This is a genomic window from Halobacillus sp. Nhm2S1, from assembly GCF_019599545.1.
In the GTDB taxonomy this organism is placed as follows: domain Bacteria; phylum Bacillota; class Bacilli; order Bacillales; family Halobacillaceae; genus Halobacillus.
The window spans coordinates 1-21,143 of sequence record NZ_JAIEZV010000006.1; the positions used below are offsets into that span (position 1 = coordinate 1).

23 protein-coding genes are annotated in these 21,143 nt (G+C 44.5%); 9 read left to right on the forward strand and 14 right to left on the reverse strand.

Annotated features, from left to right (window positions below):
• Positions 1 to 490: 490 nt before the first annotated feature.
• From K2225_RS18670 to K2225_RS18685, 4 genes are all read right to left on the reverse strand, one after another.
• Positions 491 to 1,510, reverse strand: coding sequence for a thiazole biosynthesis adenylyltransferase ThiF (locus tag K2225_RS18670; RefSeq protein ID WP_220586132.1), 1,020 nt, complete (start codon positions 1,508 to 1,510; stop codon positions 491 to 493).
• Positions 1,511 to 1,531: 21 nt separating this feature from the next.
• Complete coding sequence (locus tag K2225_RS18675; RefSeq protein ID WP_220586133.1) at positions 1,532 to 2,332, reverse strand: SDR family NAD(P)-dependent oxidoreductase; 801 nt, start codon at positions 2,330 to 2,332, stop codon at positions 1,532 to 1,534.
• A 188-nt stretch (positions 2,333 to 2,520) separates the two neighbouring features.
• Entirely contained in the window at positions 2,521 to 2,676 is a 156-nt protein-coding gene (locus tag K2225_RS18680) for a hypothetical protein (protein ID WP_202410145.1), read from the reverse strand.
• 349 nt (positions 2,677 to 3,025) lie between these two features.
• The gene (locus tag K2225_RS18685; RefSeq protein WP_220586219.1) at positions 3,026 to 3,796 is read right to left on the reverse strand and encodes a 3D domain-containing protein; all 771 of its coding nucleotides are present in this window, start codon (positions 3,794 to 3,796) and stop codon (positions 3,026 to 3,028) included.
• Positions 3,797 to 4,143: 347 nt separating this feature from the next.
• On the opposite strand from K2225_RS18685, the gene K2225_RS18690 reads away from it, so the two are divergent.
• A complete protein-coding gene (locus K2225_RS18690; protein ID WP_220586134.1) occupies positions 4,144 to 5,202 on the forward strand; it encodes a class I SAM-dependent methyltransferase in 1,059 nt (352 codons plus the stop codon).
• Positions 5,203 to 5,374: 172 nt separating this feature from the next.
• Here the strand turns inward: K2225_RS18690 and K2225_RS18695 are convergent, their stop codons facing one another.
• Positions 5,375 to 6,142: a MerR family transcriptional regulator gene (locus K2225_RS18695; protein WP_220586135.1), complete on the reverse strand. Its 768-nt coding sequence runs from the start codon at positions 6,140 to 6,142 to the stop codon at positions 5,375 to 5,377.
• Between the two features lie 228 nt (positions 6,143 to 6,370).
• Here K2225_RS18695 and K2225_RS18700 point away from each other — a divergent pair, with 228 nt between their 5' ends.
• Positions 6,371 to 6,841, forward strand: a complete 471-nt coding sequence (locus tag K2225_RS18700) for a DinB family protein (protein WP_220586136.1) — start codon at positions 6,371 to 6,373, stop codon at positions 6,839 to 6,841.
• A 124-nt stretch (positions 6,842 to 6,965) separates the two neighbouring features.
• Here the strand turns inward: K2225_RS18700 and K2225_RS18705 are convergent, their stop codons facing one another.
• Together K2225_RS18705 and K2225_RS18710 are read right to left on the reverse strand one after the other, a co-directional pair.
• Positions 6,966 to 7,658, reverse strand: a complete 693-nt coding sequence (locus K2225_RS18705; RefSeq protein ID WP_220586137.1) for a Type 1 glutamine amidotransferase-like domain-containing protein — start codon at positions 7,656 to 7,658, stop codon at positions 6,966 to 6,968.
• Positions 7,655 to 8,563 carry a formate/nitrite transporter family protein gene (locus tag K2225_RS18710; protein WP_220586138.1) on the reverse strand — a complete coding sequence of 303 codons (909 nt, stop codon included), beginning with the start codon at positions 8,561 to 8,563 and terminating at the stop codon, positions 7,655 to 7,657. The genes K2225_RS18705 and K2225_RS18710 overlap by 4 nt, the downstream gene beginning before the upstream one ends.
• Positions 8,564 to 8,675: 112 nt before the next feature.
• Here K2225_RS18710 and K2225_RS18715 point away from each other — a divergent pair, with 112 nt between their 5' ends.
• A complete protein-coding gene (locus K2225_RS18715; protein ID WP_220586139.1) occupies positions 8,676 to 8,849 on the forward strand; it encodes a hypothetical protein in 174 nt (57 codons plus the stop codon).
• Positions 8,850 to 8,951: 102 nt separating this feature from the next.
• Here K2225_RS18715 and K2225_RS18720 read toward each other — a convergent pair whose 3' ends face one another.
• The 3 genes from K2225_RS18720 to K2225_RS18730 are packed head-to-tail and all read right to left on the reverse strand — an operon-like array spanning position 8,952 to position 11,292.
• The gene (locus K2225_RS18720) at positions 8,952 to 9,404 is read right to left on the reverse strand and encodes a DUF4064 domain-containing protein (RefSeq protein ID WP_220586140.1); all 453 of its coding nucleotides are present in this window, start codon (positions 9,402 to 9,404) and stop codon (positions 8,952 to 8,954) included.
• A gap of 18 nt (positions 9,405 to 9,422) precedes the next feature.
• A complete protein-coding gene (locus tag K2225_RS18725) occupies positions 9,423 to 10,379 on the reverse strand; it encodes an ABC transporter permease (RefSeq protein WP_220586141.1) in 957 nt (318 codons plus the stop codon).
• A complete protein-coding gene (locus tag K2225_RS18730) occupies positions 10,372 to 11,292 on the reverse strand; it encodes an ABC transporter ATP-binding protein (protein ID WP_220586142.1) in 921 nt (306 codons plus the stop codon). Before K2225_RS18730 ends, K2225_RS18725 begins: the two co-directional genes overlap by 8 nt.
• 311 nt (positions 11,293 to 11,603) lie before the next feature.
• On the opposite strand from K2225_RS18730, the gene K2225_RS18735 reads away from it, so the two are divergent.
• On the forward strand, positions 11,604 to 12,746 hold the full coding sequence (locus tag K2225_RS18735; RefSeq protein WP_220586143.1) for a conserved virulence factor C family protein: 1,143 nt from the start codon (positions 11,604 to 11,606) through the stop codon (positions 12,744 to 12,746).
• A gap of 9 nt (positions 12,747 to 12,755) precedes the next feature.
• Positions 12,756 to 13,187 carry a BrxA/BrxB family bacilliredoxin gene (locus tag K2225_RS18740; RefSeq protein ID WP_220586220.1) on the forward strand — a complete coding sequence of 144 codons (432 nt, stop codon included), beginning with the start codon at positions 12,756 to 12,758 and terminating at the stop codon, positions 13,185 to 13,187.
• 36 nt (positions 13,188 to 13,223) lie between these two features.
• On the opposite strand, the gene K2225_RS18745 is transcribed toward K2225_RS18740, so the two are convergent.
• Positions 13,224 to 14,414: an MFS transporter gene (locus K2225_RS18745; RefSeq protein ID WP_220586221.1), complete on the reverse strand. Its 1,191-nt coding sequence runs from the start codon at positions 14,412 to 14,414 to the stop codon at positions 13,224 to 13,226.
• A gap of 113 nt (positions 14,415 to 14,527) precedes the next feature.
• Positions 14,528 to 14,980 carry a GNAT family N-acetyltransferase gene (locus K2225_RS18750; protein ID WP_220586144.1) on the reverse strand — a complete coding sequence of 151 codons (453 nt, stop codon included), beginning with the start codon at positions 14,978 to 14,980 and terminating at the stop codon, positions 14,528 to 14,530.
• Between the two features lie 462 nt (positions 14,981 to 15,442).
• On the opposite strand from K2225_RS18750, the gene K2225_RS18755 reads away from it, so the two are divergent.
• The gene (locus tag K2225_RS18755) at positions 15,443 to 15,589 is read left to right on the forward strand and encodes a hypothetical protein (protein ID WP_220586145.1); all 147 of its coding nucleotides are present in this window, start codon (positions 15,443 to 15,445) and stop codon (positions 15,587 to 15,589) included.
• 43 nt (positions 15,590 to 15,632) lie between these two features.
• On the opposite strand, the gene mscL is transcribed toward K2225_RS18755, so the two are convergent.
• Both mscL and K2225_RS18765 read right to left on the reverse strand, forming a co-directional pair.
• On the reverse strand, positions 15,633 to 16,124 hold the full coding sequence (gene mscL / locus K2225_RS18760) for a large conductance mechanosensitive channel protein MscL (RefSeq protein ID WP_220586146.1): 492 nt from the start codon (positions 16,122 to 16,124) through the stop codon (positions 15,633 to 15,635).
• A gap of 206 nt (positions 16,125 to 16,330) precedes the next feature.
• Positions 16,331 to 17,449 carry an IscS subfamily cysteine desulfurase gene (locus K2225_RS18765; RefSeq protein WP_220586147.1) on the reverse strand — a complete coding sequence of 373 codons (1,119 nt, stop codon included), beginning with the start codon at positions 17,447 to 17,449 and terminating at the stop codon, positions 16,331 to 16,333.
• Positions 17,450 to 17,546: 97 nt separating this feature from the next.
• On the opposite strand from K2225_RS18765, the gene nadB reads away from it, so the two are divergent.
• Genes nadB through nadA form a run of 3 tightly spaced genes read left to right on the forward strand, consistent with a single transcriptional unit; the run spans position 17,547 to position 21,041 of the window.
• Positions 17,547 to 19,112: an L-aspartate oxidase gene (gene nadB / locus K2225_RS18770; protein WP_220586148.1), complete on the forward strand. Its 1,566-nt coding sequence runs from the start codon at positions 17,547 to 17,549 to the stop codon at positions 19,110 to 19,112.
• The gene (gene nadC / locus K2225_RS18775) at positions 19,093 to 19,944 is read left to right on the forward strand and encodes a carboxylating nicotinate-nucleotide diphosphorylase (protein WP_220586149.1); all 852 of its coding nucleotides are present in this window, start codon (positions 19,093 to 19,095) and stop codon (positions 19,942 to 19,944) included. Before nadB ends, nadC begins: the two co-directional genes overlap by 20 nt.
• Positions 19,941 to 21,041, forward strand: a complete 1,101-nt coding sequence (nadA, locus tag K2225_RS18780; RefSeq protein WP_220586150.1) for a quinolinate synthase NadA — start codon at positions 19,941 to 19,943, stop codon at positions 21,039 to 21,041. Before nadC ends, nadA begins: the two co-directional genes overlap by 4 nt.
• Positions 21,042 to 21,143: the final 102 nt, after the last annotated feature.

Here is a 21,143-nt window from a genome sequence, read left to right on the forward strand (position 1 = left end):
AAATCTCTTCTATAAAGAAGAAATGTTTTGACGTACTGGTTGGTTCGTTCAGTTTTCAAAGATCAAATGTTTTGTTTGCCGCTTCAAAACAGCGACTTAATTAATATATCATGTGTAGTTGTTATCGTCAACAACTTTTTATGATTTATTTTGTTAAGCCGTTTGCGGCTTGCCGCTCTCTTAACGCGACAAGTAATAATATATCATGGCATTTCGGAGGACGCAATAGGTTTTCCAATAATTTTTTAGTTTTCTAAGTTAATAGAATAGGATTGATCTTTTTCTTCCTTATTATATAGAGAAAAATAAAAAGCGAGCAGATTCCTGCTCACTTTTAGTACCGTCCTCTTCGTTTCCTCATGAACTTTTTTATAATTGGATATACAATAGGTCCATATTTGAACACTCGTTTAAGTAGTCGTCCCATGTTGCACTCTCCTTATTGGTTGTTGGTTTATCTATTCCCTTTCCTTTCCATAAACAAACTACATCAACCACCAACGATTTTATGATACAACGTTTTTGCTTCCTTAATATCATTCGTCCCGTGGATCAACACGCGGCCATCACGAAAAAAAACCATCCGGTGCCGCAATGTTTTATAGGATAACAAGAAAGGGTTCTCCTGAATCTCGCCATCTGACAATCGTTTTTTTAACTCCTCTAGATCTCTTTGCCCTTTGTTACCTGGGCGTATCTGCACGGTATCCCTTCCACATAGGACTGCAACTTTTGTCATTTCGTTTCCGAATAGATAAGGATAGTTCGGTTCATCTCCGCAAGATGGACAGTCTCGCCTTTGAATACGTCCGGTTTTAATCGAGGTATAGTCGTTTGTCCAAAGATCAAAGGTAACAAGACCTTTGCGTATGGATTGGACATCCCCTACAAGCACTTTCAAAGCTTCCGTCACTTGATGGGCGGCGACCATTTGAACCGCCGGACTAATAACCCCGACCGTATCACAAGTAGCGGCACCGAGCGGGATGCTCCTCATCAAACATGACAAACAAGGGGTTGAGCCCGGGATAATCGTATAACTCATCCCGTGACTTCCTACGCAGCCACCATAAATCCATGGGATTTGGTGTCTTTGTGTAAAGTCGTTGATGAGCATACGCGTTTCGAAATTATCCGTTCCATCAATGATCATATCGATTCCTTGTGCATATTTTTTTAGTTCTTCTGCTTGTACATCAGCGACGACCGCATGAATTGGAACCTCACTATTCACTTCTTCCAATCGGCTTTTAGCAGCCATCGCCTTAGGCATCCGGTTTTCAGCATCTCTTTCTGTGAATAGCTGCTGTCTTTGCAAGTTACTGAATTCCACATAATCCCGATCAATGATGGTTATTTTCCCGACGCCTGCTCTTACAAGCTGCTCCGAACTGCTTGTTCCTAGCGCACCAGCGCCTACGATGAGCACGTGCGATTCTTTCAGACGGCGCTGCCCTTTTTCTCCTATTGGTTGAAAGAGCTGTTGTCTTGAATATCGTTCTCCTGGCAAAGGGCCCACCTCCTTGTTTCCTTATCGCATGACACTTCCTCCAGATATTTTCAAAGATTCCCCGACAATATTGGTCGATGCCTCCGATAAAAGGTAAACAATGGACCTGGCCACTTCATCCGGTTCACTTAGTTTTCCTGAAGGAATCCCTTGTTCTGCTGCTTTTCTTTGTTCTTCATAACTTCTGCCTTCCCGTTCCCCTTTTGAACGAATAGCTTCCTGCCCCATAGCAGTATCTACATAACCCGGACATACAGCGTTAACGCGAACCCCGTGTTCAATGGCTTCATGAGCGAAAGACTGCGTAAATCCGGTAATGGCAAATTTCGAAGCACTGTAAGCCGTACCAGAATGCGTCCCCCGCAAACCAGAGAGGGAAGATAAATTGACGATACTCCCGCGCCCATTTGCTTTCATATCTTGATAGACTTCCTGAGTGAAAAGGACGGTAGAGAAATAGTTAAGCTCCATTACTTTACGTAAATCTTCTTCTTTTAAATTTTCAAGCGGTCCGCCACCAATGATGCCAGCCGAATTGACGAGTCCTGTCACTGGACCTATCACCTGCCTGGCGTCCTTTACTACTTTCACTCGATCTGCTTTCTCGTTCAAATCAGCAGTGCTTATTAAAACTTCCATTTCTCCATTTATCGTAGCACATTCCTCTTTTAACAAGGCCAGCTTTTCCTCGTTCCTGCCGGTAATGGTCACATGACCTCCAGCGCGGACGATTTCCTTAGCCGTTTCATATCCGATTCCACCTGTCGCCCCTGTTACGATAATGTGTTCGCCCTTTAAGGCTTCGCCAGAAAATATGTTCATTTTTTCGCCTCCTTAGCGAGTACGATAACCGAACCCTTCCCTATGTAAACCTTTTGGGTATAAAAAATCAGCGCTTCATGACTGATCTGTCAATGAAACGCTGATCCACGGGACAACCTGTTTTAAAAAGTCGACCATGTTGATTCTTTTTTTGTTACTTCTCATAGCTACCTCCACGACTTCTAATGCTATTTCCGCTTGTTAGTCTGCTTACGGAAAGAGAATAGAACCTTTCCACTACGTGTACGCTTTACGCCTTTAGCCTTGGATTGCACCTGCGCTTCCGGACTGTTTTTATAATCCTGATCGAACAGCTCACGGGCTTTTGAGTATAGCAGAGTCATCGTGGTATCCTCCCTTCTTTTTTAGTATATAAATCGATTCCCCTTGATATTATTAGTAAAACATCGTAAAAGCAAGAAAAAATTATGTTTTATACGTTTTTTTCTAACTATAGAGCTTATTTGAGGAATCATCATTGATTAACAATATCCGCACGGGTTGATTTTAAAACTCATTTATGTGGAAAAATGTCGATTTTTAATATTTTCCCACATAAGGTGCCACTGAATTGAATAAATGCTAGAATCAAATAACTCTTCCAGTGCTCCCACGTTTTCAAGGGAAGTTTTATATTGGTTACCAGCGGTAAAACAAAAAGAGACGACCCACAAAGGATCGTCTCCATCTATATTATTCATATACTTTTACTTGTACGTTTTTACGTCCGAAGTCAAGAGCATCAGAACGATCTGCCATGAATACATCGATACGGTTGCCTTGGATCGCTCCACCGATATCGCCGGCGATCGCTTTACCATAGCCTTCTACATAAACTTCAGAACCGAGTGGAATCACGTTCGGGTCTACGGCAATCACTTTTTGGTCTGGGTTAGCTCTCAAGTCAATACCTGTATAAGTTGTTCCGGAGCAACCTTCACAGAATGCTGTATAAGCTGTCGCTTCCATATTCAATGTTTTCACGACACCATCGTCTGCTGGTTGGCTGGATGTTTGCTCAGCTTCTGCTGCTTCATTGCTTGAGCTGTTTTCAGAAGTTGATTGTTCTGCAACTGCTGCTCCATCAAGAGATAATTTCTCTCCAGGATAGATCAGGTTGGAGTTAAGGTTGTTCCAAGCTTTCAGTTCTTGCACGCTTACATTATTTGCTTGTCCAATGCTGTAAAGTGTGTCCCCTGATTGAACCGTGTGAACGCTGCTGGAAGTTTGGGATTGAGCCTCTGCGTTTTGTCCTTCGTTAATAGAAAGTACTTGGTTAGGGAAAATCAGATTAGAGTTCAAGCCGTTTTCTTCTTTTATATCATTTACAGATACTCCATTGTTTTGAGCAATGCTCCAAAGAGTATCTCCTTTTTCTACTTTAATTTCATCTGCACTTACTGCTGTTGCTGTTACTGCCGAAACCGATGCGACCGCCGCCAAAGAAACAATTGTTTTTTTCATCATGTTTAATTTCCTCCTTGGTAAACAGCTCTCGCTCAGCCCTCGGCTAAGCGCTGTCTCAAAATCACAATTCCTACTGTAACACGCACAGCTCATATGCCAATAACAGGAACACAACAATAACTTTTCAAACATTACATCATCTTTACTACAGTGTAATAATGCGGTTGTAATGGATAAATGTACCTACAAAAGGTTTGTATTGGAAATATATGTATGACCTGGCACGCCATATATTGTAAGACCCGGTCATACATTTACTGGTACTAATACTGAATGGTTATTATTGTAAACGTTTACATTAGCAGTTATAGTTGTACTAAATGATATGGAGAGGTGATCGTTCCATGTTAGGTGAAGCTGCGGTTAAAGATTCGAGGATACCCAAGCCCTATAGTGAAAAGCATATGGACGAAACGTTTTCCCATCCTCAATACCGTGTTGACCTTAGACGCTATTCAGAGAAAGAATATAACAAGTTTGTTCGTTTAAACACGGTAGCTGATTGGTCTCTTTTGTCATGGAAGGATGTAGGTAAACCTTTTGAGGTCACGAATTATTCGAGTGAACGGACTGAATGGGAGAAAGAGAATGATCAAGTAATGGATCCACATACTTCATGGACCTATTTCAACAAATCTTTTCATGAGTGGTTCATCAAAGATGTTCCTCAGGAAAAGAACCTTGGTAAAAAACAATTCATGAGAAGCCTTGCTTCATTTAAGCCTGGACAAGTAAAACAAGCGCTTGGTAATCTTGTTCAGTTGCAGTTATGGAATTATGTTCATAGAATCCAAGATGGAATTTGGGACCCCCGAGGGAAGAGGGCCCTTTTTGAAGGATTACATTTAGACCGCCCACGCATTCTCTTTTTAGGAGCTGCGGAAGGGTATGAAGCGATGCAGCTTGGAGCCATGTATCCAGGAGCGGAGATTGTCATGGTCGATTACGATGAATTTTGCAAGACCACACGTTTTGGTGAATTCCCTGAGCATTACCCTTTTTTAGGTGAGAATCCGAGAACGGGACAGTGGAATGTCATGTATAAAGATGACTTGAACATTGAGTATGTGGTTGAGGATATTCGCAACCTTGATTTCGGAAAAGAATTTGATGTCGTCCTTTCCGTCGGTCTGTTGGAACATTTCCCTGATAAATACAAGCCGGAAGTCGCTGACTGGCACCGGCGATTTTTGAAAGAAGGTGGATACGCCATTCTTACCACCCCAAGGAACCAGGTTCGATCCCGTGTCTACTATCATGTCATGGCAGATGTGATGAACCATACCTACAGGGAACTCATGACCGTTGAACAAATGGGACTCTATATGTATGAAGCAGGGTTCGATATCCTGAGACACGGTTACATCAAAGTGCATAATGGACTCATTTGCCGCCCTCGTTAAATTGGAATAATCTGTATGACCTGGTACGGAAGAAAAAGGAACCACCTAATATACAAAATACACACATAAAAAAAACCAGCCCTCACAGTTTAGAACGGCAAGGGCTGGTTTTGGTTTTATGGTAATAAATGTATGACCTGGTCATACATTTATTACCTCTTCCACAAGGGGATTACCTTTCCTCCTGTTGGTCGCAGTAAATATGCATGGCTTTTTGTAGGAACTCTGCGTAGCCTTCTTTCCATTTATCGATATTCTTCGTGAAACGAGGGTCATTAACATACATGTCCGCCAACCCTCTGAAAATATCCAGATTGCACTCATAAAAATAATCAGTAATGTGCTGACGTTTTTTATCTATTAACTGCTGAACATCTGAATCAGAAGGGTCACGATCCATTAATTTTACAAGTTCGCGATCGATTCCATCTCCTTCTTGTTGGATCCTTTCCCAATCCTCTTTTGTATATTGTGATGTTTTTTGTTTGGATTGTTTGTAAGCGTCCGTGTGTCCCCAACGCGCTTCCACTTCTTTCTCATATTTTTTCTGATGGGCTTCAATCTCACTTTTATCAAATGGACGGAAACGGTCTTCATTTTTCATACGATCTTCTCCTTCCAACGTTTGTAACGTCTGATCTACCGACCGAATCAACCGCTCCAAACGTTTTTTCTTTTCTCTCAAAATCTCACGGTGGCGCTGCAATGCGTCGGCTTCATCAAAATCAGGATTATCGAGAATCTCTTTTATCTTTCTCAAAGAGAAATCCATCTCTTTGAAGAAAAGAATCTGCTGCAGGCGCACCAACTCGTTTTCACTATATAAACGGTAGCCGTTTTCACTTACATAGGTTGGTGTCAACAAATCGATATGATCATAATGGTGCAGTGTGCGCACACTGACCCCTGTCAACTCTGCCATTTCTTTCACTTTATACATCGGTGATCACCTCACAATTAACGATAAGCTATAACGTAACGTCAGAGTCAACTCATCGCACAAACATTCACTACGTCCATTTTTATGTATAGGTCTTTCTATGCACGTAACAAACAAAACCTTAGGGCGATTTTCGTCGTTTCCTGTAGTTTTTCGCTTTGAAAAGGGATTTAGTCGAACGTCGGAGAATAAGAGGAGGAATAACAATTTTAATAAGGTTGTGTTCCTATGAATATGTACTGTCAGAGCGCTTTTCATCAATTAGAAATCGTTATTGCATCCATTTCCGAAATGGTCGGTCAGTTGTCAGAAGAAGATTTGACCCTTAGACCGACGGAGGGAAAGTACTCCATTGGGGAATTGCTCGAACACATCGCAGCAATCCCTGCGGCTGATGGGCACATCACAGAAGGGGCTTCAAAAGCAGAGATGGAGCACTTCTATGAAACGGTATCAATGAAAACAAAAGATGAAATCTTAGAACGTCTATTTGAAAACTTTGCGCAATTGAAAACCCAATTCGAAAACTACACCGAAGAGCACCTGTACACAGAAACCACATCGTGGTGGGGTGTGACCAATACACGGTTTGAATGGCTCGTCCAGACAGTCGCCCATATGTATCACCACCGTGGGCAATTGCATGCTATGTTAGTCCACACCTATAAGAAAGACCCGGAAATCCTATTGTTTGAGTAGCTACAAAAAATCACCATACCAGGTCACCCATATTTTGGATGACCTGGTCCGCCTGTTTTTTCCATGATTTCAACTGGACAAAAACCCTCGCGCTGAATATACAGCGCGAGGGTTTTCGTTAGCGTTAGCCTAAGTATGTCATTTCCAGCTCATTTTCTTCTACTTCCTCCGCTTCCACTCTTACATAGTAGCCCTTCGCCTCTTCACGCGAGCTCACATTCTTCACTGGTTCCGTATTTACAAAATGAACAGCCGCTCCGTCATCAAGCGCATAGCCTGGACGAATCGATCCACCTTTAATAAAAGAAGTGTACGCCGGTTTCCGCTGTTCTTCCCCATCGTAATGCGGGCAGCAGCTTCCTGGTAGAAATCCGAGGCATTCCAGCGGTTCCAGCTGGTCGCCGTAGGAATCCGTCACCCCTTCATCAAACCAGCAAATGGCGCCTGCACTGATCCCCGCAAGGACAACCCCTTGTTCCCATGCTTCTTTCATGATTTCATCCAGACCCCACTCTCTCCAAAGGATAAGTAGGTTCTTAGTCGACCCTCCACCTACGTAGATGATGTCCTGTTCGAGCACAAATTTCCGTAAATCTCTCGTTGGTGGCTTGAATAAGGACAAATGGGTTGCTTCCGCTTTTTCTTTGAATGCTTCATAAAAGCGTTCGATGTAACTGTCCGCATCCCCACTAGCTGTGGGGACAAAACATATTTTCGGTCTTTCTTTTTCTACTTGATTTAATACGTAATCGTCCAACAACGGGTTTTCAGGCTCCATGGAGAAGCCGCCTCCACCCATAGCTATGATTTGCTTCATTGTTTAGCCCCCTTCTTATTTTTATTTCTTCCCAGGGAGGTTTGAATGTCCTCTTTGTAGGCATAAGAGAACAATAAGGATACCAATATCGCTCCTCCAATAAGGTTTCCGATACTGGCAGGTACAAGGTTAAAAAAGATATATTCATACCATGTGTATTTATCAGAAGCTAAAAACCCCATGCTAAAGTACCCCATATTTGCAGCACTGTGCTGGAAATTTCCTGCTACAAAAAGAACGACTGGTAAGGTGGTTCCAAGGATTTTACCTGTTAAATCCCGGGCAGAGGTCGTCAGAAAAGCCGCCATACCTATAAGCCAATTGGCAAGAACACCGGAAACCAGAACCTGAAACCACCCTTTGACTCCGTGATCCATAAACTTCATCTTATGATCCAAATACATTTCCAGCTCAGGATAGAATGTACTGGCGAAGGAGCCTGACCACTGGATCAGTACAGCGACCAGAAAAGCGCCGATGATGTTTCCAATATAGGAGGACATCCAGAACTTATAAATGTTCGTTTTCATCAACCCTGCTTTGTTAAACAAGTAGGAGGGTAATAAAACATTGATTTCCGTAAAAAGAACGGCCCCTGATATGAAGACCATCGAGTACCCTGCCGCGAACCCAAGCCCGGACAAAAGGTGATAGATTCCTTTTGTCTCGACTCCAACAGCAAGAAGGATGGAAAAGACGGCCCCGAATGTCATAAAAGATCCCGCCGTCAATGCGAGTAAAAATTGAGCACGGAAAGGCTTATTTAAATGGTCTCTTCCCTTTTCACCAAATTCATCTACGATTTGGGACGGAATATAAAATTGTCGCCCCGGACGATCTATTTTCTCATTTGAATCATTGCTTTCATTCACATCTGTTTCCTGTGGATTTTCCTCATTAGCCACGGTCATCCCTCCAATGATTCTCACATTCCCGATTCTTTAAAAATATAATCTCCCTTGTATAACCTGAAGCGTTTGAGAAATGGTAAGAAAAACAAGGAAAAGAGGAATGAAGATGGCCAGGGATGAATTCTGTCTCGCTTGTGATGGAGAAGGTCTGTTAATGGATGATGAAGAATGGCGCTACACTTGTAAGATTTGCGGCGGCAGTGGTCTCCGCCCTCAGGAAGGAAGCGTCTATGACCGCCAGAGTGCGGATGTGGATGTAATGAACCGGTACTTGGATTGACCACGAAATTTCCGCCTCCGCTAAAAAGCGCTCGGCTTCATTCGAGCGCTTTTGTCTTGTATAAATAAAAAGACGCGGCTTTAAAGCCACGCCTTTCTCCACCTAATAACTGATTGCTTCATCGGGTGCGGTCTTTTTCGGTTTACGGACGAGCGCAACAATTCCTGCAATCAAATACGCTACGCCTCCGAACAATCCCATAAATACAGTGGCGAACGTAAAGATAATCGCAGAAATAATTAAAATGATCCCCGCAGCTTTCGGTTTCTTATTCCCTTTAAGGAACACAGCAGCCAGAATACCTAATCCGATGGCAATTAGAGACGCAATCAATACGAACATTGCGAATGACCCCATCATTTCAAACATCTGGGTCATATCAGTGGAACTCATTTCCCCTTCCATCTGCACTTCCGGGGAATTCATGAAGTTTTCAATTTCTTGTTGTATTTGCGGATTATCTGAAGAGTTTAACAAAATGCCACTCAACAGAACGGGAAGTCCAAAAAGAACAATTCCAATGATGGTAAGAACGATTTCTACCGTACGTTTCAATTCCTTCTCCTCCTTTTTTTATGCTCCAGCTACGTCACGCTTCGTAAAGAATCCCCATGATAAAACCATGAATACTACATAATATACCGCTAAAACTGCGATGGAAAACCCAAGCGAAGTTCCTGATACGAACGGTGTCCCGGACATGTATTGAGTCAAGTCCGTATTGGCAAACAGGATATATTTCGCCCACTCTTTTTCCATAAAGAAAAGCACAATTGAGCTTCCGGCCATCATGAGGAAGATCGCCAAACCGATGGCAAGGGATGTATTCCTGAAAACAGAAGCGATCATAAACGCGAACGTAGCCATCATAATTAATTCTACAAAACTCAATAAGTATTGTGAAACAGTAAATGAAAAGAGGGCGGCATCTTTTATCTCGCCCGCTTGAGTATATACATACGTCGGAGAAAAGCTGCCCATTCCAAACAATAGAGATCCAACTAAAAAGGACAACAGGTATAAAATGAACAGCATCACCAAAGCATAGATGACCACGGACACATATTTTGCTAACAGAATCTTCGCTCTTGAAATCGGACGGATCAATAAAAGTTTAATTGTGCCCCAGCGAAACTCATTAGCTGTAATTCCTGCCGCTACAATGATTGTGAACAGACTGACCAACGCAACAAGATCTCGGTTATCGCGAACGAAATCCCACGCATTGTAGGGTGTCGGCTTCAAGTCATTTTCAATGCGATACTGATTCATCTCCACATTCGTATATCCCGGGTACTCAATCTCTGGCGGCTGTTCCCCCGCAGACATCAATTGCTCATTCTGCTGCTGCAGCTCCTGTTTCCAATTGTCGCCGGTCGGTCCTTCTCCGCCCGTAATCGCATCATCGATTTTGAGCAAAGTCCCTATCCCGACAATTAAAACCACCAACAGAATAGCCATGATCCACGTCGCCTTTTGGTTATAGAGCTTCATTTGTTCATTTTTGATCAGTTGAAAAAAGTTACTCAATGGCTCCCTCTCCAATCAAATCTAAGAATTTATCTTCAAGCGTTGAGCGGTTGACGTTGACACTATAGATTCGGATTCCTTTTTGCACCAGATCTGCCACAACAGATGGAATCTTCTCTTTTTCTACTGTGAAAGTCAGAAGCTCTTCCTTACGATTCACTTCCTTGCCTGTCATTTCTTGAAGAGCGACCATCGTTTGATCTACAGGTGTCGCTTCAATGGACACTTCTTTCTCATCTGTTTGCTGAAGAGCATCATGAACCGTCTGGATGGAAATCAATTCTCCATTTTTAATGATCCCAATTCGATCACACATCATCTCCATTTCAGAAAGGATGTGACTTGATACAATAACTGCTACTCCTTCTTCCTCCGCCAGTCTCCGGATATACGCACGGATTTCCCTGATTCCAGAAGGATCCAACCCATTTGTTGGTTCATCAAGGATGAGGACGGATGGTTTATGTAATAATGCCTGGGCAATTCCAAGGCGCTGGCGCATCCCAAGCGAGTATTTCCCCACTTTTTCCTTCATCCGCTTTTCCAACCCAACAAGCTTGACGACTTCCTTCATACGTTCCTCTGTAACTCCGGGCATCATGCGGGCGTAATGAACGAGATTCTTCCACCCGCTCATGAATGGGTACATTTCAGGGTTTTCTACGATTCCGCCTACATGACGGATGGCTCCTTTAAAGTTGTTCTTTACACTTTGACCCTGGATGATCACATCCCCGTCCGTCATTTTCATCAACCCGACCATCATCCGGATGGTTGTGGTTTTTCCCGCTCCGTTAGGCCCAAGAAAACCAAACACTTCCCCTCCGTAAATATCGAAATTCAAACCTTTAATGATTGATTTTTTGCCAATTGTCTTTTGGACATTCTTCAACTGCATAACAGGCTCTGACATTCTTCCCCCTCCTTTTTATCAACACACCTACTCTACGGCACAATACCAATCTGGTTTCACAAATTATGAAAAATTTTACAATATTCAAGTGTATGACAGAGTTGTGGAAGACTCGGGTTCGGTCGCTTTCTATGGGGCGGGTGGTGAGCCTCCTCAGGTTAAGTGTCTCGGGGAGCTTTAGTGGACAATGGAAAGCAGGGACGGATGCGTGGATGAGCTTGGGAATTTTTGATAAGATGGAAGCATGGAATGAGGGCAGCTCCCTCGGAACCGGATGAAAAAATGATCAGACTGTTAGGGGGTTAGACTGAGTGAAAATCGTATCTATTGAACCGACACCTAGTCCGAATTCAATGAAGATCAATGTAAACGAAACCTTGCCAGATGGCGAGACACACAACTATAAAAAAGATGATGAACTTAAAGATGCACCTGGCTTTGTCCAGCACCTTTTCGAAATTGAAGGGGTCAAAGGCCTTTACCACGTGACTGATTTCATCGCTCTAGAAAGAAATGCACGTGTATCTTGGGAAGCGATTCTTCCTGAAGTCAGGAAGGTTTTCGGATCGGAAGCAGCCGATGAAACAGCTTCACAAAAACAGGAAGAACCCGATGAACATTTCGGGGAAGTTCGTGTGTTCGTGCAGATGTTCCGCGGCCTCCCGATGCAAGTAAAGCTTGAGGAAGGCGAAGAAGAAACACGTGTAGGGCTTCCTGAGCGTTTCATGGATGCGGCTATGAAAGCAGCTCCCGCTTCTCCGAACATGATCATGGAGCGTAAATGGGTGGAGCAGAACCCACGCTATGGCGACGTGGCAGAAATCGGGGAACAGGTGAAAGAAGAACTTTCGGCAAGTTATGATGAAGATCGACTGGAATCTCTTGTTAAACAAGCGTTTGACCAAGAATCGGTTGATGTCGAACCGAAGGAAGAAAAGACGAAAATCAGCCTAGAAACATTGGATCATGACGACTGGAAAGTTCGCTATGCGGCTTTAGACCGGATGGATCCGACGGCAGAGGATTATCGCCTGCTTGATAAAGCCCTGGATGATGAAAAAGCTTCAATCCGGCGTTTGGCAACCGCCTATCTTGGAATGATTGAAGAAATTGAAACACTGCCGTATCTCTACAAAGCTCTCAATGACAAATCAGTCACCGTAAGACGCACAGCCGGCGATTGCATCTCTGATCTCGGCTTCAAAGAAGCGATGCCGAGAATGATGGAGTCCTTATCTGACTCCAACAAACTCGTTCGCTGGCGTGCAGCGATGTACTTGTATGAGCTTGGTGATGAAGCCGCCCTTCCTGCCTTGAAGGAAGCCGCTGATGATCCCGAATTCGAAGTCCGGCTCCAAATCAATATGGCGATCGAAAGAATTGAAGGCGGCGAGGAAGCTAAAGGATCCGTGTGGCATCAAATGACTCAAGCGACTAAGAAAAAACAACAATAGGAGGCTACCATTATGAACCCATATGAAGCATATATGAAAGAAATCTCCCAGCCGATGCGTGATGAATTGACGAACGCAGGCTTTACTGAACTGACGACCCCAGAGGAAGTGGACACATTCATCAGCGAAACGAAAGGAACATCCCTTGTCGTGATCAACTCTGTCTGTGGTTGTGCTGCAGGCCTTGCCCGTCCTTCTGCCCGTGAATCACTCAACAATGAAAAACGTCCAGATCATACTGTTACTGTCTTCGCTGGCCAGGACCGCGAAGCTACTTCACGCATGCGTGACTATTTAGAAGGCTATGAGCCATCCTCTCCATCCATGGCTCTTTTAAAAGATGGACAGGTGCTCCACTTCATCCCCCGCGAAGAGATTGAGGATTATGAAGTCGAAGAGATTGTAGCCAATCTTACGAACGCATATAACCAATACTGTTAACAAAAAGCGCCTTCCCCTATGAGGGAAGGCGCTTTTTCATGCGGTCTTGGTTTGATCCCCGCTTTTTTCGGGCTTGATCAACAGGAGAACAATCAATAAGAGAAGGGCACCTAAGGCACCGCTGGCGATGTAACTGATATTCAAATATTCCTTCATCAGAAGCGACATCAACGGAGGTCCCGCAGCGACCCCTATGAATCTGGATGAACTGTAAAAAGACGTAATCGTTCCTCTCTCTTCTTTTTCGATCCCTTCTGTGATGAGGGCATCAAGGGTCGGGAGCATCCCACCGATCGCCGTCCCCAGTACACTCGTTACAACGAGAAGCAGAAACAACTTCTCGTTGACATAACCGACGAAGATGACGCTTGCTGAAACCATTATCAATGCTGTGACAAGCACCCATTTCATGACGGTTGTGTCTCCCTTGATTTTCTTCCCAGTCACAAAGGCCGACACACATAACGTGAACAATGGAATAGCTAGGACGAATCCTTTTTTCACACCTTCAATGTTATGGGTTTTCTCAAGGATATCGGACATGAAGAACAACACGGCAAACAAAACAAGCATGGCGTAAGCCCCTAGTAGAAATACCGGGTACAACCATTTCCCTTCCTGTTTGAATATCTCTTTCGTCTTTTTCAGAAATTGCTTGAACGGCTGGGGTTCTTCCTTTTTCCCTTTAGGAACTTTAATAAAAAAGAAAACGAGGACAATCGAGATCAAACTGAAAAAGGAAATCGAAAAGAACGGTAAAAACCATAAAAATACAGCAAAAAGAGAACCCAATATGGGACTTAGTACTTTTCCGAACGTATTTGACGTTTCTATGATACCAAGGCAGGAGCTTGCTTTTTCATCATCGTCTTTATATAAATCTCCGACGAGAGGTAAAATGATCGGAGTCGCCCCTGCTGCGCCCATCCCCTGTAGAATTCGTCCAATCGTAATCCAGAGAAAGGGGTCATCCAGTTTCCATGAAGAAAAACCAGCGATCAGCCCTCCAATGAAAGCCAGGACTAAACTCGGAAGGATGATTAACTTTCTTCCGAAACGATCGGATAAGTAACCGGCAACAGGAATCAGAATAATGGCTGCTACGGAATAGCTGGTGATGATTGTACTTGATTGAAAAGATGTGATGCCTACCTTTTTCTCGAAAATCGGCAATACTGGAATCAGCATGGAATTCCCGAGCGTCATCACAAGGGGAATCGAAGCCATACCGACCAGGCACCAACGGCTTACTTTGTTTTCCAATGCAATTCCTCCTACGTATTCATAAACGTAGGATGCCCTATTCCAATGGATTCACGATGAGAAAAATCTGGATATACTCACGTCGCTTTTATGTAAACGTTTATGGACTCACCAGATAGGCTAAAGGCTTTCCCTTCCTGATCCCACCCGTATTTTTCATAGTACCCTTCCAGGTCAGTCGCCAAATAAATAAAATGGTAACCTAGCCTACCCGCTTCCTCCACGGCATGACTGAGTAACTGTTTCCCGGCCTGCTGCCCACGATGATCCGGATGAACATAAAGGCACGCCAACCATGGACAAAGGTCCTGTCGGCTGTTCATATCATTTCGGAGCAGAGCATAGGTGCCGATGATTTTCTCCTCATCCAAAAGAGTATAAAACAGAGGCAGTTCATCTTCATTTTTCAATGACTGATGAATACAGTCTTCATACAGCTTGAAGTTATCTTCATTTCCCCATTGTTCCCAAAAGATGTCGATGGCGCGGTCGACCAAGTCCATCCTCTCTTTCAAGTGCACAATTTTCATTCTTTCAACTCCCTCGTTTGATTGAGTTTATTTGTTATGAAAATAGCCATGAGTATAGGAAGAACCAACACTACCGCGGGCATGACTCTTACAAGAATGGAGGGGTCCGTTTCGGCATTTATTCTCCATGGATCAGGCTCATATAGAAAAGTCAAAATCAAACCTGATCCCCATGACACGAGCCCATAGCTTAACATCAACGTGATAATGAACACGATATATTTCTTCACCCTATCACCTCTACCTTTTATACGATGACATTGGTTTCAAGTTTCAAATCGCGGACATGAAATTTAAAAAATATAGAGGGCGATAGGGGTGAAGGCGGTACAGAATCCGAGAACGCCATTGACAGCAATAATAGCTGGTTTAATTACCATAAAATTACACTATATTCACTTCCCCTTAACAAAGGACGGGTATCTTTTATACGTAACTCACTTTGGAAAGGGGATTTTTTACATGTTGAAGAAATGGATGTTAGCGTTAGGTTTGGTATCTGTTTTGACCCTTGCTGCTTGTGGCGGAGAAGAAGACGGTGAGATGGAAGAAGAACAAATGGAAGAGCAGGAACAAAGTGACACAGAGAGCGAAGGCAGCGAAGAATAATCCATGAAAATAAAAGGCGGATCTTTTTTAGGATTCGCCTTTTTCATTTGATTCTCCATTTTGTTTTCACTTGCTGGCGCGGAGACGGATTGGCTTCAAGTGAAGATGAACAATTCGGGCAGATGATGGCTTGCGTCGGAATCGGCATACAGCAATACGGGCACTCTTTTTTTGTCATCCCATGCAGAGGGTGCTGATGAGGTTTTTTCCAGCGGTTGATTTGGCGGACGACGAGAAAAACCGCGAACAAAATGATGATAAAACGGACAGAAGCCGTAACAAAAAGACCATAATTAATGGTAGCGGCTCCTGCTTCTTTAGCAGCCGTCAGCGAAGGATAGACCGTTCCATCCAGACTGAGGAACATGTTCTCAAAATTCATCCTTGTGTACAAAACACCTACTGGCGGAAGCAAAATATCAGTTACAAGTGAATCAATAAATCCACTGAAAGCGGCTCCCAGGACCATTCCGACTCCCATATCGACGGCACTTCCACGCACGGTGAACTGTTTGAACTCATGCAACAATCCCAAACCAGGCTCCTCCTCTCACCCATCATCCTATGAGCGAAAAGGACAAACTATGATTCAGAAGGAAAACCTCCATACCTGGCACCATTTTCCCTCAATTTTTTCCAAATAGACATTTCCTTTCTGGTCGTACCGCTACGTAAAAGAATCGCTTTGCACCCCTATTCAATAGTTCGCTGACATGTGCAAATGAAGGTCCTGACATACAGTTACCGAGCCACGGATGGCTTAAGAATTTCATTTAGAAACAGGGCAAGTTTCTCCACCTGTTCTTCTGTTTGATGGTGACTAAAAGAAACACGAATAAAAGACTTGGCTACTTCTGCATCATAACCCATCGCGAGCAATGTACCCGGAGGTTCGTGGTTGCCGGCGCTGCAGGCGCTACCCGTGGAAAAATGAAAATCACGCCGATTCCCTTCAAGCATCGCCCATTGCCCTTCCATCTCAGGTAGAAGCAGTCCGATAATCGGCACAGCACCATCTGCTGTGTCTCCGACGACCTTCCACTCCCCTGCTCTCAAAAACACCCTTTTCAATGCGAAAATTTCCGACTTGATCCTATGCCTTTCTTTCACCATTTTTTCAGCAGCGACCGTAAACCCCGCAATCCCTGGTGTGTTGACCGTCCCCGCTCTGACTCCCCCTTCATGCGTCCCCCCCGGAGTTTTCGGATGAAATGAAAGTGACGGGCGTATGTAAACGACTCCTACCCCTTTCGGTCCATAAACCTTGTGTGAACTAATGGATAGACTATCGACATAAGGAGCTACTTCCTCCACCGGTATTTTTCCAAACGACTGAACACAATCACTGTGAAAAAGGATCCCAGACGTGCGGCAAACATCTGATAGCTGGCGAATCGGCTGCACCGATCCAATATCAGAATTCACGTGATGAACCGCCAAAAGGACAGTATCCTCTTGGATCGCTTTTTTAACATCTTCCACATTGACGATTCCCACTTCATTCAGAGGCACCCTTGTTACCTTATAACCTTCTTCCTCGTATTTATAAATGAGATTCCGCACAGAAGAATGCTCAGCATCTGTCGTAATGATATGCCTCCCTTTCCCTGCTTTCAATAGAGCATCGATGGCAAGTTCATTACTTTCCGTACCTCCGCTTGTAAAGTAAACCCCTTCCTGACCAATTCCCAGTAGCCCTGCCATTGTATTCCGGCATTGTTCTAACAAAGCATGAGCTTTTGTTCCGGGATCGTGTAAACTTTTCGTATTTGCAAAATAGTGACGAGCTGCATGGTTGTATGCCTCGAGCGCATCCTCATCCACCGGGCATGTAGCCGCATAATCAAAATATCCTTCCACATTCTTCTCCCCTTTTTGATCCAAATCTCTTGTCAATAGTTTAACAGTGTGTAAATATAAGTGTAAATACACATGTATATTTACGGAGGTTAAATTCATGGTTCGAAACACAGACATCATCATCATCGGTACTGGCGTAGCTGCCTTACAACTCGCCCGGCAAACCGCTACGGACAAAAATGTGATTCTTCTCACAAAGTCATCGATCGGCCATGGAAATTCCCGTTTAGCTCAAGGAGGAATTGCTGCAGCTATCGGCGACAGGGATCACCCTTTTTATCACTTCATCGATTCGGTCATCGCGGGTCGTTCGATGAACAACCATCAAGCTACGCTTATGATGACAAAGGAAGCTCCTCAAATCATCAGAGAGCTCGAAATGGAAGGTTGCGGCTTTGATTATGAAGAAAACGGCACCCTTGCTCTCGGAAAAGAAGGCGCCCATACACAAAACCGCATCATCCACGGGGGTGGTGATCAAACGGGAAAAGTTCTTATGGATTACTTGATGCGATCCCTTCCCCCACATGTCCATGTTCTTGAAAACCATTATGTATTTGATTTGTTAACAAATGATGATGGCCGCTGTTTCGGAGTGAAAAGCAAACATGCTTCAGGTGTTTATGAATTCCACGCCCCTCATACTGTTCTTGCGACAGGAGGATGCGGACAATTGTATGCCTCCACATCCAATGCCTCTTCTGTCACAGGTGATGGGATGGCCCTCGCGTATCAGGCTGGAGCGGAACTTACAGACATGGAATTTATTCAGTTCCATCCCACCCTTTTGTACATACAAGAAAAGCCGGTGGGGCTGATCTCTGAAGCGGTGCGCGGTGAAGGAGCCGTGCTAATTGATGAGATGGGAACACCAATCATGGAAAACGTTCACCCTCTCAGAGATCTGGCACCAAGGCACGTGGTCTCTCAAACGATTTATCAAAAAAGGAAAAACGGTGAAAACGTCTATTTGGATATACGTGCTGTAAACCATTTTGAACAAAGGTTTCCCCATATCACAAACCTATGCCTGCAGCATGGAGTAGATTTAAGAAAAGGACGAATTCCAGTAGCCCCCGGCTGTCATTTTTCTATGGGCGGCGTGAAGACGGACATGGTTGGGAAATCCACGGTTGAAGGCTTGTATGCGATTGGAGAAGTCGCTTGTACAGGTGTGCACGGAGCAAATCGACTGGCAAGCAACTCCCTCCTCGAAGGACTCGTATACGGAAAAAGGCTGGCGAAACATCTTCAAGACTGCACGGAGCCTTTTTTACGACCAAAAGAAACAAACGAGAAAAGGAAGCCCTGTCCTTTTCCCCTTCCTTCAAAAACCGAAATCCAGGAACGAATGATGGAAAACGTCGGTATTGTGAGGGATAGGCCAAAATTAGTCAGTCATCTGCAGTGGTTGGAATCGTTCGTCCAACCGTCTGAATGGAAAGAGTATGACTTAAGTATGCTCACATACGAGCAAATGACGAAAATGTTCATGCTGCAAACATGCTGGCTGATCACTCAATCAGCCCTTGAGCGTGAAGAAAGCCGTGGAGGTCATTATCACAGCGATTTTCCTGAAGAACAATTGGAATGGCAGAACAAACAAATCATCAGACAAAAAACATTAGAAATGAGGGAAGTCCATGAATTCATGGAGACGTAAACAACAGTTAGAAGCCTTTTTCGCGGAAGATATCGGGGAGCAAGATTACAGCACCGACTTGTTATTTCCGAAAGATCACCACGGAAGACTGACCTTTACATCTAAAGCAGAAGGCATTTTTTGCGGGGGTGAGATCATTACTGATGGCTATCAGCTGCTGGACCCTTCCATTACCGTCGAACACTACATCGAAGATGGAGAATGGATGTGCGCAGGAGACGCGATCGCCACCATTGATGGCCCCGTTCGAGAGCTTTTAAAAGGAGAACGCGTCATTCTCAACCTCATTCAACGGATGAGTGGGATCGCTACGATGACGAAGAAAGCCATGGAAGCCTTGAATGATGAAAACATCAGGATTTGTGACACTCGTAAAACCACCCCCGGATTGCGCTCATTTGAAAAGTATGCCGTGCGGACTGGCGGAGGTTTCAACCACCGCTTCGGGCTTTACGATGCCGTTATGCTGAAAGATAATCACATTTCATTCTTTGGTTCGGTACGAGAAGCGATCACTCAAGCGAAAGCGGCAGTCGGTCATACCGTCAAAATTGAAGTGGAAACAGAAACGGAGAGTCAGGTAGTCGAGGCTGTAGAAGCGGGTGCTGACATTATCATGTTCGATAACCGGACACCAAATGAAATCAAGCATCTCGCCACATTGGTACCTTCTTCGATCACGACAGAGGCCTCTGGAGGAATCACGCTCGAAAGCCTACCTGATTACCGCGGTCTTAAGATTGACTATATCTCCCTCGGATTATTGACCCATTCTGCAAAAGCCCTTGATATTAGCGCCCGTGTAGCCACAACAAAGGAGGAAGTACGATGAACCTTTTTGAAACGATTGAACAGAATACATTACCTGACCGGTATAAGACGATGGAAACCACGGACCTCGAAGAGAAAGTACTCCAAGTAAAGAGAGAAATGGGAGAGAAACTTTTCTTACCTGGTCACCATTACCAAAAAGATGAAGTCATACAATTTGCCGATGCTCGCGGGGATTCTTTAAAACTCGCACAACTTTCCGCGTCCCAACAAAAAGCTGAGGCTATCGTATTTTGCGGCGTTCATTTCATGGCAGAGACAGCAGACATCTTGACGCGGGAGGACCAGCACGTCTACCTTCCTGATATGCGCGCAGGTTGTTCGATGGCAGATATGGCGAACATCCAACAGACGGAGAGATCCTGGGGGCGTCTCATGGAACTTTTCGATGAGACCATCCTGCCACTGACCTATGTGAATTCAACGGCAGCCATCAAGGCTTTCGTAGGAAAGCATGGCGGAGCCACTGTCACTTCTTCTAATGCTGCAGATATGTTGCAGTGGGCGTTTTCTCAGAAAGAACGGATTCTTTTTCTTCCCGATCAACATTTAGGACGGAATACCGCGTATGACCTCGGCATCCCGCTCGATCAAATGGCTGTTTGGGATCCGATTGTAGAAGAATTGTTATATGACGGACCTTTGGAAGCCGTCAAAGTGATTCTATGGAAAGGACACTGCTCTGTTCATGAGAATTTCAGGGTCGCCAATGTTGAACAAGTTCGTGCGGACCACCCAAACATGAAAATTATTGTCCACCCCGAATGCAGTCGTGAAGTCGTGGAACTTTCCGATCTCTCAGGATCAACGAACGCCATCATTCAGGCGATCGAAAACGCTCCACCCGGAAGCGAATGGGCCATCGGCACGGAAATGAACCTCGTCAAGCGCATCATTCAGGAACACCCAGACCAGCACATCATTTCATTGAACCCGAGGATGTGCCCATGTCTCACGATGAACCGGATCGACCTTCCCCATCTGGCCTGGTCACTTGAATCGATAGCGGAAGGTCAGCCACAGAACTTGATACGGGTCGAGTCTTCCGTAGCTTCTGACGCGCGAAAAGCATTGGATCGAATGTTGGTCCGGGCGTGAACGAGTGATGAAAGTGCCCTATTGGACAGGAAAAGTGACTTAACAGTGAGTGAAAGCGCCCTGACTTTTACGAAAGTGACTTAACGCGGGTTCAAAGTGCCC